This window comes from Enterococcus timonensis, assembly GCF_900104595.1.
Taxonomy (GTDB): domain Bacteria; phylum Bacillota; class Bacilli; order Lactobacillales; family Enterococcaceae; genus Enterococcus_J; species Enterococcus_J timonensis.
Genome location: NZ_FNVY01000004.1, coordinates 223,947 through 238,331, shown reverse-complemented (window position 1 = coordinate 238,331; position 14,385 = coordinate 223,947). Strand labels below are relative to the sequence as shown.

Genomic DNA, 14,385 nt, shown 5'->3' with positions numbered 1-14,385 from the left:
GCGAAATGTTGCATCGTTTTTTTATTTGTTCAAATCAAATACACCAGACCACCAATCAATCCCGCTAGTAAAATGATGAAGACTGGATTTATATTAAAACGCATCTGAATAATGAAAGCCAAACCCGCAATTGATAAAGAAATCCAGTCAATGTTAGAAAACTGAATCGGAATGGCTTGCTGATTTTTACTAACTACCGTTTTAAAAATAGACAATGCTACTGCAAAAATCAAACCAATAGAGGCTGATTTAATTCCGGACAACATATTTTTTAGCACTTTATTATTTAAAATTCTTTTTTCAAATCTCATAAAAAGTGGCACAAAAACAAACGAAGCCACGCTGACAGCAAGTGTTGCTACTAACGCCATTAAAAACCCGCCATAATATTGACCTACATAAGTTGCTGAGTTAATAGCGATGGGACCTGGAATAATGGCGTCTATTGCATTTAAATCCGCAAATTCACTGACGGTCATCCCGAATTTTGAAACTTCTTCAAAAATTAAGGACAACATGGCATATCCTCCCCCAAAACCTAAAAATCCAATTTTAAGAAAGGTGACTAGAATTTTTATTGTCACTAACTTTACCTCCCCTTTTACTTGTGACATATCCTAAAAGAGCAGCGATTCCAATTAGCCAAGGCGCGCTGAGGATATGAAATACAGAAAAGATAAAACAAAAAATAGCAATTCCTTTACTTATTTTGTTAGTCAAATTATATTTTGCCAAACTAATGGCCACCGAAAATAAAAAAGCCGCTGATGTGGCACGAACGGCAGCTAAAATGCTCAAAGCGATTCCTTCTTGGGGAACCAGTTGATAGAGTATCGTCGCCAAAGACATCAGCACATAAGCTGGAAAAATCGCCCCGATGCCTGCAGCCAACATTCCTGAGTAGCCATTAATTTTTTTTCCAACGAAACAAGCATTTGTTAAAGCAATCACCCCAGGAAAAGTTTGCGCCAAAGTGGAGTACTCATAGAGGCTCTTTCGATCAATTAAGTTGTGTTTTACACATAACTCTCTTTCAATCACTGGTAGCATCGCCATGCCACCTGAAAATGTAAATGTTCCCGCCATTAAATAAACTTTAAATAATAAAAGATTCTTATTCATTTCATCCCTCCGTTAACCAAAGTATAACAAGCTAACTCATTGAGTTAAAATACATATCTGGTAAACTAGATATAACTAAACAGTTATGAGGTGGATTATGAATATCCGACAACTAGAAATCTTTTTATCCGTCTGCGACAGCTCATCTATTACAAAAGCTGCTCAAAATTTATATATTTCTCAACCCGCAATTTCAAAAGCAATTAAAGAATTAGAAGAAAGTATTGGCGTCTCCCTTTTCGACCGCAAAGATAATCGGCTGATTTTAAATGAATCAGGCAAGATGTTTCGCGTCAAGGCGAATCAATTAGTGGCAGATTTTAAAACACTGGCCGGCTTTAATCATCAAATCGAAAAAGAACTTCCTCTGCGGATTGGAACCAGTTTAACGATCGCCAGGAATTCTTTACCTTTTGCACTTGAAAAGTTTAAGTCCAAGTATCCAGACACTCCTTTAAAAATTTATTCTGAAAATGTCCAGCAAATTCAGCAAAAACTTTTAGATGGAGAAATCGATATTGCCTTTACAGAAGGCTTTGAATCTAACCAAATATTTACTAAAGAAATCATCTCAAAATATACACTTCTTTTAGTTTGTGCTAAAGAGAGTCCATTGGCCAAAAATCATAAAATAAAGCGCGAGAATTTGCTTACGTTGCCACTTTTATTAAGAGAAAAAGGAAGTTCATTACGAGACAGTTTTGATGAAGTGACCCATCGCCTCGGCATTGAAGTTTCTCCCATCTTAGAAAGTGTCAATACCGAAGTACTTATTCAGGCCGCCAAAGCAAATTTGGGTGTCACCATTTTGCCTGAGCCTCTTGCCCTGCCCTATTTAGAAGATGGCTCGCTGGTGAGTCTGGAAATTTTTGGTCACAAGATGGAGACGTTAAATTATTCCGTCACTTTAAAAGGAAAACGTCTAAATAATATCCAAAAAGAGATGATCGCTTGTTTTAAAGAAGCCGAGCTCCCTTATTCATAAAAAAAACCGCCGCAAATTTTTTTGCGACGGGTTTTAATATTTATTTTAGCGAATTCCTAAAGAAATCCGAGCGTAACGACTCATTTTTTCAGTCGTCCAAGCTGGATACCAGACAAGTTTTACTTCAACATTTTTCACTTCAGGTACTTCGGCTAGCGCACCGTGGATTTGATCGGTTAAGACGTCGCCTAAAGGACAACCCATTGTAGTTAACGTCATCTTCACCACGCAGTTTCCTTGGTTGTTAAAATCTACTTCATAAATTAATCCAAGATTGACAATATCAATGCCTAATTCTGGATCAATGACTGTTTCTAATGCTTGTAAAATCCGTTCTTTTATTTCTTCAACTTCACTTTCTGACCAATCAAATGTTTCAGTCAAAGCATTCACTCCTTTGTCTATTCAAAAATCTATTGATACCTTTTGCATGTCTATCATAGCGGATTTTTTTGTAAAAGTAAATTTCGCTGTTTGCTTATTTTTTATATTTTTGTGGTTTGAGTTCAGGAAAATTACCGGTGCTCTTGTATTTTTTCTGTTCATCTTCATTAGCGAAACGACCAATTACGGTTTGCGTTGGTAAGACGTTCATAAAAGCGTCGGGATCAATTTCAGCGACAATCGTTTCTAAATCGTATAATTCGTATTTAGTAATGACCATCATAATCATGCGACTTTCCGTCCGACGATAGCCACCGTAACTTGGTAAGAGCGTCATTCCTCGCAACATTTGTTTAGCAATCGCTGAGGAAATTTCGTCAGGGTGATTGGTGACAATCATGGCGGTTAATTTTTGATGACTCGTATGAATATTATCCACCGCTAAGCCCATAACAAAAATAGAAATCAAAGTGTATAAAGCAGATTCCCAACTGAACAAGAAACCAGCAATTAAAACAATCGCCCCATTTAAAGCCATCATTAAATTCCCAACCGTTTTTCCAGTTGTTTTAGACAAGACTAAAGAAACAATATCCATTCCGCCAGTGGTAAAACCATATTTAAGCGAATAACCAGCACCAAGTCCTACTAGAAAACCACCAACGATGGCGTTCATCAAAGGATTTTCAGTCACAACTACGACTGGCATAATCATTGTAAAAATGGAAATGCCAATAACATTAATAAAACTAAGCAACGTGGATGCGGCTCCTAATTTATAAAAACCGAGAATCGCAATAGGAATATTTAATAGCAAAATTAACAACCCCGTGTCCAGATGGATTGTCGGCGCTAATGAAGTGGACAAAATCTGGGCGATCCCATTGGCTCCTGAAGAAAAAATCTGGGCCGGCACTAAAAACATATTTAAACCAATCGCACCGGTCAGCCCGGTAAATAAAATAACGATTGCTTTGGTCAACGCATCTTTACTATGTAATTCTTTTTTTAACGCTTGCATATCCACAATCCACCTTTACGAAATTTTCACTTAAGAATAACAAAAAAAAAAGAAATATTCTACCAAATTCTCTCGTTTTCAATTCATTTTTGAAAATTTTCTTTTCACTGCTTTTTTTGGTACACTGAACCTATGAAAGGCAGTGATGATTTTGAGTGAAAAAACAATTTTATATTTAGTGCGCCACGGTAAAACAATGTTTAACGCAATTGGCCGGACACAAGGTTGGTCAGATACACCGTTAACGAAACTAGGCGAGCAAACCATTCATTACCTTGGACTTGGTTTAAAAGATACTCCATTTAAATTAGCTTATTCTTCTGATTCCGGTCGGGCAATTCAAACGATGCGACTTATCTTAGGAGAAAATCCTCAAGGCCGCAATATTGATTATTTTGTGGATCAACGGATTCGTGAATGGTGTTTTGGTTCTTTAGAGGGCGGATATAATGGCGAACTTTGGGGCGTTGTGCCAAGAATTTTGATGTATCCTTCTTATGACGAGATGATTACTAAAATTTCTTATGAAGATTTAGCCAATGCCATTTTAGAAGCGGACACCGCTGGCTGGGCTCAACCATATGCTGATATTAAAAAAAGAATTAGCACCGGCTTTGAAGACATCGCCCAAAAAGTTGAAAAACAAGGCGGCGGCAATGCGCTAGTCGTTTCTCACGGCATGACCATTTCTAATTTTTTGCATATTATCGATCCAAAACAACCGCTCCAACACAAATTAGCCAATGGATCTATTTGTAAAGTTTCGTACGATCATGGTAAATTTGAAATTTTGTCCATTAACGATATTTCCTATATTGAAGAAGGACAAAAAGAATCTAACGATTTGTTAAAATAAGGTTATAAAAAAAGCGAGTAATTCCGTAGTAAATTAGAGAAATGGTACATGCCAGCATGCTGGTAGAAAGCATTTCATCTATTTACCTAGGAATTGCTTTTTTTTATACCGTCAAATAAGGTTATAAAAAAAGCGGTCTGTGATGTAGAGAATTAGGAAAATTTTTCGAAAATCCTGGGTTTGGATTTTTAAAAATTTTATCTATTCTCCTAATCACAGCTTTTTTTATACCGCTCAATAAGGTTGTAAAAAAGCGAGTAAAAAAAGCTGCGACAAGATTTTTTTGTCGCAGCTTTTTATTTAGGCAATATTTGAAAATGTTTGAATGACGAGCCAGACATTTAAAATCGTCAGGGCAACGGCGATGGTCGTGGCTAAATATTTGACCCAAGGCTTATTGACAAATGGCCCCATCAGTTTTTTGTCGCTCGTATATTTTATCAAAGGAAAAACGGAAATCGGTAATGCAATGCTTAGAAATACTTGCGTGTACAGCAACAAATCTTCCACTGCCGTTTCGCTGCCGCCGTACAAAACGACGACGACAATAACTGGAATAACGGCAATTAAACGAGTGACTAATCGTCTAGCCCAGACCGGCATTTTTAAATGAATAAATCCTTCCATCACAATCTGTCCGGAAAGTGTGCCGGTAATCGTGGAATTTTGCCCCGAAGCTAACAAAGCGACGGCAAACAAAATACTTAATAGCGGACTGGCAATAGGTCCAACGATATCGGGATTTTGCAAGGCGTTAAATAAATCTTCAAAGCGCCCTAAATCAGATTTCGTTCCATAAAATAAAGCCGCCCCTAAAATCAGTAGCAAGGCATTGACGATAAACGCCAAACCTAATTGAATATTGGAATCCCACGTCGTAAAACGAATCGCTTCTTTGACCGCTTTTTCATCTGTTCGATCGTATTTGCGGGCTTGAGCAATACTGGAATGCAAATATAAATTATGTGGCATAACCGTGGCGCCCACAATTCCTAACGCAATAAAAAGCATTCCGCGATTTTCAGCAATTTCTGGATTAGGAATAAAGCCGGCAAAAATATCTCCCACATTAGGCTGAGCTAAAACAACTTCATAAACAAACACGGCGAGGATGACAAAAATTAATCCTGAAACAATGGCTTCTATTTTGCGAAAGCCTAATTTGGTTAAAAATAATAACAAAAAAACATCAAAGGTCGTAATCAAAACACCCGCAATCAATGGCAAATTGAACAAAAGATTTAGCGCAATCGCCCCGCCGATGACTTCGGCAATATCGGTAGCCATAATCGCAAGCTCGGTTATAATCCATAAAACAAAGCCTACTTTTTTACTCGTGTGAACGCGGGTGGCCTGGGCCAAATCCAGTCCGGTGGCAATGCCTAAACGAGCGGCCATAGCTTGTAGTAACATGGCAATCAAATTGGAAATCAGCACCACACTTAGTAACGTGTAAGCATATTGTGCTCCACCGGCAATGGATGTGATCCAATTTCCTGGATCCATATAGCCCACTGCCACCAGTGCCCCTGGTCCTGAATAAGCCAGCAAAGTTTTAAAAAAACTGGCATTGTGTGGCACTTCAACGGTGTTGTTGATTTCTTCTAAAGACTTTCCTTTTGCTTGACGGACTTTTTCTTTTTGGCTGCGATTTTCTCTCTTAACCTTCTTTGATGTTTTTTCTTCCACACTTAACATCTCCTTTGACAAAACTTATTATACGCTTTTTTTTTGATTCGTAAACAAAAAAGTTTGGCATGCCTAAAATTTTATTTTTTGTCACCTTGTTTAATTTTTTCATAACACCTTGGCAAACGCCTGTCATCACGCTATACTTAATTGAAATTATTATTTTTTTGAAAGGATGAGGAAATGCTTTTTTTTAATATTGTTAAAGCGGTCATTCTCGGCATTGTCGAAGGAATTACCGAATGGCTTCCTATTTCTAGTACGGGTCATTTAATTTTGGTAAATGAATTTATCAAATTAGATGTCAGCGCCGATTTTTTGAATATGTTTAACGTGGTGATCCAACTGGGCGCAATTCTGGCGGTGGTCGTACTATACTTCCATAAGCTAAACCCCTTCGCCCCCTCGAAATCACAAAAACAAAAAAAAGATACGTGGATTTTGTGGTTTAAAGTGGTCGTCGCCTGTATCCCAGGTGTCATTATGGGCTTTTTGTTTGACGATTATCTTGAAGAACATTTGTATAACTTTTTAACCGTCGCCATTATGTTGGTCGTTTACGGGATTGCCTTTATCGTCATTGAAAATCGCAATAAAAATGCGAAGCCTCGTTACGAAACACTAAATCAATTAACTTACCAAGCTGCTTTATACATTGGTTTGTTTCAAGTCTTGGCGCTGATTCCAGGAACTTCGCGTTCTGGAGCTACAATTCTTGGGGCGATTTTAATTGGTAGCTCGCGTTTTGTAGCTACTGAATTTTCATTTTTCTTAGGAATTCCTATGATGATTGGCGCAAGCGGCCTGAAAGTCATTAAATTTATCGGCAAAGGAAACTCTTTTGACGCTGGTGAAATTATTGTGCTGGTGGTTGGTTGTATCGTGGCCTTTTTAGTTTCAGTCATTGCCATTAAATTCTTAATGAATTATTTAAAGAAAAACGACTTCAAAGCATTTGGCTGGTATCGCATTATTTTAGGGGCGATTTTACTTGGCTATTGGTTTTTAGGTAAATAAAAAAATTGTCCTCCCGAAATCATTTTGGGAGGACAATTTTTTTTTACGTATTTTTGATTACTAAGCCGGCAATAATATCGGCGGCATCTTCACAGCGATCTAAGATATTTTCAAATGTATCATAAACATTTTTCCATTTTAAAACTTCAATAGCATTAGGTTCATTGCGGAATAGATCCGCCAATTTTTCTGAGTAAAAACGATCCCCTTCAGACTCCACCCGATTGACTTCATCGATTAAAGGCATCAGTTCTTTAGAATTTTTGAAGCGGGCAAATTCTTTGACTGCTTTTTGAACCCAGTCTACCGCATGGGTAATTAATTCCATAAATTTATCCGTATCAGCTCGCATACTAGTGACATTCAAATGATAGAACTGATAGGTCACACCGTTAATGCCATCCAGAATATCATCGAGACGATCAACGATTTGAACAATGTCTTCCCGATCAAGCGGCGTAATAAAAGAAACATATAATTCTTTCATAACTTCTTTTACAACTTCATCGCCGTCTCGTTCAATGGTATGAATTTTTTCGCTTTGTTCATGCAAATTATCTAATTCATAATCAGAAATAATATTTTTCAAAACGACGCTCGCTTCTTTAGCATTATTTGCTAAATGTTCCATCGCTTGAAAATAATCGAATCCTTTTTTACGTGCCATTTTATTTTCCTCCTAGAAAATCGCCATAAATATTTTCGCCATCACAAAAGCAATTAATCCACAGCCAGGGAAAGTTAACACCCAGGCCATTACCATTTCTTTAACGATCCGCCAATCGACAGAAGACACGCGTTTTGCCGCGCCCACGCCCATAATGGCGGTCGTTTTTGTATGAGTTGTTGAAACAGGAATCCCAAAAATTGAAGCCAATAGCAAACAAATCGCAGCGGAAATATCAGCAGAAAATCCTTGATATTTTTCTAATTTAACCATATCCATCCCCACCGATTTAATAATCCGCATCCCACCAACGCTAGTACCAATCCCCATCGTTACCGAACACAACACCATTACCCAAATCGGAATAGCAAAACCATTACCGGATTTTTCCACTAAGCCGTTATAAAATAAGGTCAACATGAAAACACCCATGAATTTTTGACCATCTTGAGCACCATGCAAAAATGCCATGGCGGCAGCCCCAAATGCTTGGCCACCTGTAAAAATTTTATTAGCAAATAATCGATTGACGCCCCGGAAAATCCAAATAATTAATTTAGTAATCACCCAACCACCGCCAAAACCTAAAACAGTTGAGACGACAAGGCCGATAATTACTTTCCCCCATTCAGCGCCATTGACAGCACCGATTCCACCCAGAGCCATGGCTGATCCGGTAAGTCCGGCAATCAAGGCGTGAGATTCACTAGTGGGAATCCCAAAATACCATGCCGCCACTGACCAAACAACAATCGCAAATAGCGATGAAGCCAGTGCTACTTGGCTAGCATTGCCACTTCCTTCAAAGGTCACAATATTACTAATTGTTTCGGCCACCTGCGCGTTGAAAAAAGTCATCACAAGTGCACCTAAAAAATTCATAATTACCGCCATAAAAATAGCGACGTTAGGGCGCAAAACTTTTGTAGAAACTGCCGTAGCAATGGCGTTTGGCGCGTCGGTCCAGCCATTAACAAAAATGACACCCATTACCAAGGCAACGGTTACAAACAAAGATATGGTCACAAGAACACCTACTTATTCAATTTAAAATCCATTCGTAAATTCAAACAAACTAATCATAACGTATTTTTCCGGTGAGTAAAAGGATTTTCTGAAAAAAATTGATGAAAATTCAAGGATTTTTTTTTGAAAGGAAAAATTTTTTCATTTTTTTTGCTGGTTCGGGAAGTAAATTTAATTTTTTTTATTGCAATGAAGCAGTTTGTTTTGTATAATTGAGTCTGTTGAATGACGCTCTTTGCGTAACTCAAACGTTCTGGAGGTGAAAATATGCCACAAATCGAATCTGCTATTAAACGTGTTCGTACGAATGAAAAAGCAAACGCTAGAAATGTACAACAAACAAGTGCAATGCGCACTGCCATTAAAAAATTTGAAGTAGCTGCTGAAGCAAAAGCTGAAAATGTGCAAAGCTTATATAAAGAAGCTGTTAAAGCTGTCGATCAAGCTGAAACAAAAGGCTTAATCCACAAAAACAAAGCTAGCCGTGATAAAGCTCGTCTTGCTCGCGTTCTTGCTAGATAATTTTAAATAAAAAAGCGACTGTCTGATTTATTTCAGACAGCCGCTTTTTTGTTTGGCGAAAATTTTTAATTTTTCTGCAGCATTTAACGCCACTTTTTCAGCTTTATTTCACGGTGAAATTGTGGCAATGCTTTGGAAAAAAGATGAAATGCCTCCTGCATGTTACACATGCATACTCCATTTCCCTATTTTTCTGCAGCATTTAACGCCACTTTTTCAGCCTTATTTCACGGTAAAATTGTGGCAGCGACTTGGAAAATAGATAAAATCTCCGGCGCATCTGTAATGCATCGGAGATTTTCCTAATTTTCTACGTCTCTAATCGCCACTATTTCACCCTTATAATTGTTGGGATTGCATTTGGTACATTTGGTAATAGCTTCCTTGTTGGGAAATTAAGCTTGTGTGGGTGCCTTGTTCGATTATTTTCCCTTGGTTTAAGACGAGAATTTTTTGGGCATCTTTAATCGTTGATAACCGGTGAGCGATGATAAATGTCGTCCGGCCTTTTTTCAAAATAGCCATCGCTTTTTGAATCACGACTTCTGTTTCCGTATCCACGTGACTCGTTGCTTCGTCTAAAATTAAAATTTTCGGATCAAAAACTAACGCCCGGGCAAAACTAATCAATTGTCGTTCACCAGAGGAAAATTCATTTCCTTTTTCCACTACTGGATGATCTAATCCGTCCTCGTAGCGCTCCAATAAATAGCTAGCGCCGACTTGCGTCAGTGCGTCGATCATCATTTCTTTAGAAATGGTAGGATCATCCATGCCGATATTCGTTGCAATGGTGCCGGTAAATAAATACGGATCTTGCAAGACAATCGCCATTTCTTTTCTCACGGAATAGCGATTAAATTCTCGAATATTTTGACCATCCACTAAAATTTTCCCACCTTGGGGATCATAAAAGCGAAACAATAAATTTAAAATACTTGATTTACCAGAACCTGTTTGCCCAACGAGAGCCAGTGTTTGGCCGGCTGCTGCGGTGAACGTAACATCGTGAAGCACTTTTTGATCTTCGACATAACCAAAATCAACATGAGAAAATTCCACAGCGCCAAGGCTCACTGGCAATAATTTTTCTTGCTGCTCTTCTTCTTTTTGATCAGCAAATTCAAAAATCCGTGTGCCAGCCGCCAATGATTGTTGAATATTAGCGATAATTTGAATTAAGCCTTCAATCGGATCGAACAGACGGTTGATATAATCAATAAACGCGTACAAAAGACCGACTGAAAGAGCCAAATTATCCCCTAGAAAAAGCCGCGACAAAGTATAAATTACTCCTAAAATCGTCAAGTTCCGCAAGAAAGTTCCAAAGCCCCAGGCAACCAGTGCATCTAATAATAAATATTTGCGGCCAAATTGAAACCATTTGCCGACCTTTTTTTTAAACTCGCCTAATAGTTTATCTTCTTTTTGAAAAGCTTGGATAATCGGCATGCCATTAATAAATTCGTTCAGTTGCCCTGAAATTTCGGCGATGGTTTCCCGAATAACAATATTATAACGGCTAGCAAATTTCGTATAAAAATGTTGCCACAAATAAAGAATCGGTCCGATAATTAGTAAACCTAGCGCCAAACGATAATTTAAAAGAAAAATCGCAATATAAACGCCAATAATTTGAATAAAGTTGACTAGCAAATTACTTAAAACACTCACATAAAAATTTGAGCGCAAAGCTTCGGTATCGTTAGTTATCCGCGAAACAATTTGACCGGCTGGCATTTGGTCAAAGTAAGAAATCGGCAAACGATGCAAATGGGCAAACAACTCATCGCGCATGGTTTTAATTAATTGGTTGGACATTTTTCGTAAATGTAAAACACTAATATAACGCAATAAGGCGCTCGTTAAATTAATGCCTAAGTAAGCGGCCAGCAGTAAAAATAAAGTATCCCAAGCAACAACGCCAGTAGTAAACGCGGGCGTCATCACCGAGTCAATGGAAGACTTTGCAATTAGCGGGGACAAAAGTTCTAGTCCACTAGCAATAATTACTAGTATCACAGAAATGGCAAAAACTTTTTTGTGATTTTTTAAATACGTCAGTAAACGGAGCACGGTTTTAAACATCTAACGTGTCCTCCTTTAATTGTTGGTGCAAATATTGATCTTGATACCAACCGGATGTTTGAATCAGACTTTCATGAGTCCCGCGTTGAACAATCGCCCCATCTTCTAAAACGAAAATCTGATCAGCTTTTGTAATGGCTGACAGGCGATGGGTGACAATGAGTAAAGTTAAATCTCCTGGTAATTCTTTCAGGTTTTCGATAATTTTAGCTTCGGTTTTAGCATCGACAGCCGATAACGCGTCATCCAAAAGTAAAATGGGACTATTTCTTAAAAAAGCCCGCGCTAAAGAAAGTCGCTGTTTTTGACCGCCAGATAAAGAAACGCCTTTTTCTCCTACTAACGTATCCAATCCTTGGGGCATGGCTAAAACTTCTTGATCAAAACTTGCCAATTGCAAACTTTTTAGCAATTTTTCATCACTGGCGTTTTCGTCGCCGAATAATAAATTTTCGCGAATCGAACGGGAAAATAAAATATGTTCTTGTGGCACTTGCGCCAATTGTTTCCGCAGATCAAAAGTTTTATAGTCGGTTAATTTTTCGCCATTGATCAATGGCACAGAGGAAGAATAAGGATAGCGATGGGTAAATTGACGCAGCAAAGTAGTTTTGCCGCTGCCGGTTTTTCCTACAAAGCCAATAATCTGGCCTTTTTTTATCGTTAAATCTACTTGTTGTAAAGTTAAGCGTGTATCTTCAGGATATTTAAAATCAAAATCTTCAAAAGTAATCGTCTCAACTTCGGCTAAAGTCTGTGTTCCCTCTTTTTCTAGTAAATCGCCGGTACTCAGCACTTCATAAATCCGGCGAAACGAGGCCACACCTTGTTGCATTACGTTGACCAAATCTCCAGCTGAAATCATCGGCCAAACAATCATCGTCAAATATACTTGAAAACTAACCATTGCTCCGACAGTAATTTTTTGCTGGCTAATTAAATAAGCGCCACCTAAAAAACTCAAAACAAAACTGATTGCTAGCACAATCGTGATTAATGGATTAAAACGCGAATCAATTTCTGAGACTTCATTATTTTTGTCTTTCGTGGCTGTTGTTTTTTCTTGGAATTTTTTAGTAGTCGACCCTTCTAAGCCAAACGCCCGCACCACTCGCAAGCCGTCGACAATTTCTAAAACTTCGGCATTCATTTGCGAAACGGCATCTTGGGCTTCGGTGAATTTTTTGTCCACTTGTGAACCCCATTTGAAAATATAATACGCTAAAATCGGCATTGGCAATAAGGCGATAATCGTCAGCTGCCACGAAACTGTGATGGCCATCATTCCTACTACAAAAGCTAAAAATACGCTGGAATTTAGCAAGGTCATCAAGCCGTAGCCCACTGTCATCCCCATCACTTGCACGTCTTCACTGGCACGAGTTAAAAGATCGCCGGTGCGAAAACGGTGGTAAAAAGGGGCGCCCATTTTTAAAAAGTGGGCCATTAATTTTTCGCGAAAACTTTTCTGTAAATCATAGGACCCGATAAATAAATAATAGCTCCAAATAAAATCGGCCAAATAAGCCAGGACAATTACTAATAGAAAATAACTGCTATATTGCGTTAAAACCGCCACCGAAAAATCCTTGCTGACAATGGCATCAATAAAAAGTCGGAGAATATAAGTTGGCGCTACCGACATCGCGCTTGAAATAATCATAAAAATAAATACAATCGTGTAGTTGAGTTTGTGCTCTAGCACATATTTTCTCAACTGTTGAAAAAGTGTCATAGTTGTCCTTTCTAACATCTCTTTAAAACAGAACAAACAAAAAAACTCTGCTCAATAATAAGCAGAGTTTTTTAGCAAAATACCTAACAATAGTGTAGGATTTTTAAAAGTCGACTGTTTTAAAGAGGGAATATCCATTATTAAATTGGTTGTTGGTTAAAATGTTTAACATAACGTTCCCTCCTTTCTAAATTATGTGTTAAGTATACAGAAAACTGAAATTGTTTACAAGTATTATTTTTGAGTATTTTTTAAAATAAAGAGTTGCAACATTAATTTTTGGTCCATCACGCTTTGCTTTAAAGAAAAATCTTGCTGGACCAGATCGTTTTGTAATTGTGCTAAGCGAGTTAATGGTAGATTTCGCACCGCTTCAATCCCGTGTTTGACACGAAATGGATGGACTTTTAAAGCCGAGGCGATTTGGGCTTGGGCAAATCTTTTTTCTAGCAAAATTTTCACTTGGAGATTTAATCGGAATTGACTAATTAAAATCCCGTTGAGTTTTAGCACTTCTTCTCCTCTTAATAATAAATCATCAAGTAGTTGTAAGGCTTGTTCACTATTATGAGCTAAAATAAATTCGGCTAATTTGAAAACATCTTCTTGCAAAGTTCGGGGCACGAGAGCGTCAATATCTTTAGTAGTTAAGCGGCCTTTTGTTTCCGCGTAAATTGTTAATTTTTGGATTTCATTTTCTAGTTTCGATAAATCAAAATTTGTCCGCTGCAAAAGTGTTTCATAAGCTTCTGCTTCAATAGAGACGTTGGCTTCTAAAAAGGCTTGCTGGCCAAATTTTTTTAATTCTCCGGCGGAAATCGGTGCCGCATCGATTAAAACTGCGGTTTTTTTTAATTGTTTAACAACTTTTTTTCGTTCATCTAATTTTGGATAAGGCGCCATAAAAACTACCACACTAGTATCTACCGGTTGTTTCAAATAGGCTAAAAGTTGATCGATGTCATGATCTGGACCATTTGTTGCTGGACTCCCGGTGAGAAATGTGGGATTTTCTAAAAAAATAACTCGGCGGTCGCCAAAAAAAGGAATCGATTCGGCTTCTAGTAGGCCGTCTGACAGAGGGGTTTCATTTAAATCTATGGCGATTTTGTTTAATTCGTCATCTTCGCCTTGTAACGTCGCATGTTCTAGAGCGTGTTTAAAACGTTCTTGTAATGCAAATTCTTCACCTAATACTAAATAAACGGGGGCAATTTCCCCTTGATTTACTTTTTTGATTTCTGCTTGAAAACTCACGGAATCACCTCTCAAA

At 38.0% G+C, this 14,385-nt stretch carries 14 protein-coding genes; 4 read left to right on the top strand and 10 right to left on the bottom strand.

Going from position 1 to position 14,385, the window contains the following annotated elements; all coding sequences use genetic code 11:
- Nucleotides 1-29 precede the first annotated feature (29 nt).
- Entirely contained in the window at nt 30-518 is a 489-nt protein-coding gene (locus tag BQ5341_RS05660; RefSeq protein WP_235836374.1) for a chromate transporter, read from the bottom strand.
- A 34-nt stretch (nt 519-552) separates the two neighbouring features.
- Nucleotides 553-1,122, bottom strand: a complete 570-nt coding sequence (locus BQ5341_RS10310; protein WP_083378678.1) for a chromate transporter — start codon at nt 1,120-1,122, stop codon at nt 553-555.
- Nucleotides 1,123-1,219: 97 nt separating this feature from the next.
- Between BQ5341_RS10310 and BQ5341_RS05655 the strand changes: the two genes are divergently transcribed.
- Nucleotides 1,220-2,107 carry a LysR family transcriptional regulator gene (locus tag BQ5341_RS05655; protein ID WP_071131066.1) on the top strand — a complete coding sequence of 296 codons (888 nt, stop codon included), beginning with the start codon at nt 1,220-1,222 and terminating at the stop codon, nt 2,105-2,107.
- A 45-nt stretch (nt 2,108-2,152) separates the two neighbouring features.
- Here BQ5341_RS05655 and BQ5341_RS05650 read toward each other — a convergent pair whose 3' ends face one another.
- Together BQ5341_RS05650 and BQ5341_RS05645 are read right to left on the bottom strand one after the other, a co-directional pair.
- Nucleotides 2,153-2,491 carry a metal-sulfur cluster assembly factor gene (locus BQ5341_RS05650; protein WP_071131065.1) on the bottom strand — a complete coding sequence of 113 codons (339 nt, stop codon included), beginning with the start codon at nt 2,489-2,491 and terminating at the stop codon, nt 2,153-2,155.
- Between the two features lie 94 nt (nt 2,492-2,585).
- A complete protein-coding gene (locus tag BQ5341_RS05645; RefSeq protein WP_071131064.1) occupies nt 2,586-3,512 on the bottom strand; it encodes a YitT family protein in 927 nt (308 codons plus the stop codon).
- Nucleotides 3,513-3,663: 151 nt separating this feature from the next.
- Here BQ5341_RS05645 and BQ5341_RS05640 point away from each other — a divergent pair, with 151 nt between their 5' ends.
- Nucleotides 3,664-4,368 carry a histidine phosphatase family protein gene (locus BQ5341_RS05640; RefSeq protein ID WP_106396201.1) on the top strand — a complete coding sequence of 235 codons (705 nt, stop codon included), beginning with the start codon at nt 3,664-3,666 and terminating at the stop codon, nt 4,366-4,368.
- 300 nt (nt 4,369-4,668) lie between these two features.
- Here the strand turns inward: BQ5341_RS05640 and BQ5341_RS05635 are convergent, their stop codons facing one another.
- Nucleotides 4,669-6,066, bottom strand: a complete 1,398-nt coding sequence (locus BQ5341_RS05635; protein ID WP_071131062.1) for an Nramp family divalent metal transporter — start codon at nt 6,064-6,066, stop codon at nt 4,669-4,671.
- A gap of 174 nt (nt 6,067-6,240) precedes the next feature.
- On the opposite strand from BQ5341_RS05635, the gene BQ5341_RS05630 reads away from it, so the two are divergent.
- Nucleotides 6,241-7,074 (top strand): undecaprenyl-diphosphate phosphatase, encoded by an 834-nt coding sequence (locus tag BQ5341_RS05630; protein ID WP_071131061.1) that lies wholly within the window; start codon nt 6,241-6,243, stop codon nt 7,072-7,074.
- Between the two features lie 43 nt (nt 7,075-7,117).
- Here the strand turns inward: BQ5341_RS05630 and BQ5341_RS05625 are convergent, their stop codons facing one another.
- Together BQ5341_RS05625 and BQ5341_RS05620 are read right to left on the bottom strand one after the other, a co-directional pair.
- Nucleotides 7,118-7,741 carry a DUF47 domain-containing protein gene (locus tag BQ5341_RS05625; protein WP_071131060.1) on the bottom strand — a complete coding sequence of 208 codons (624 nt, stop codon included), beginning with the start codon at nt 7,739-7,741 and terminating at the stop codon, nt 7,118-7,120.
- A 12-nt stretch (nt 7,742-7,753) separates the two neighbouring features.
- Entirely contained in the window at nt 7,754-8,731 is a 978-nt protein-coding gene (locus BQ5341_RS05620; protein ID WP_106396200.1) for an inorganic phosphate transporter, read from the bottom strand.
- A 303-nt stretch (nt 8,732-9,034) separates the two neighbouring features.
- On the opposite strand from BQ5341_RS05620, the gene rpsT reads away from it, so the two are divergent.
- Nucleotides 9,035-9,289, top strand: a complete 255-nt coding sequence (gene rpsT / locus BQ5341_RS05615; protein ID WP_071131058.1) for a 30S ribosomal protein S20 — start codon at nt 9,035-9,037, stop codon at nt 9,287-9,289.
- A gap of 339 nt (nt 9,290-9,628) precedes the next feature.
- Here rpsT and BQ5341_RS05610 read toward each other — a convergent pair whose 3' ends face one another.
- The 3 genes from BQ5341_RS05610 to holA all read right to left on the bottom strand — a co-directional run bounded on the left by BQ5341_RS05610 (nt 9,629) and on the right by holA (nt 14,369).
- Nucleotides 9,629-11,377, bottom strand: a complete 1,749-nt coding sequence (locus BQ5341_RS05610) for an ABC transporter ATP-binding protein (RefSeq protein ID WP_071131057.1) — start codon at nt 11,375-11,377, stop codon at nt 9,629-9,631.
- Nucleotides 11,370-13,112, bottom strand: coding sequence for an ABC transporter ATP-binding protein (locus BQ5341_RS05605; RefSeq protein WP_071131056.1), 1,743 nt, complete (start codon nt 13,110-13,112; stop codon nt 11,370-11,372). Before BQ5341_RS05605 ends, BQ5341_RS05610 begins: the two co-directional genes overlap by 8 nt.
- A gap of 234 nt (nt 13,113-13,346) precedes the next feature.
- A complete protein-coding gene (holA, locus tag BQ5341_RS05600) occupies nt 13,347-14,369 on the bottom strand; it encodes a DNA polymerase III subunit delta (RefSeq protein ID WP_071131055.1) in 1,023 nt (340 codons plus the stop codon).
- Nucleotides 14,370-14,385 lie beyond the last annotated feature (16 nt).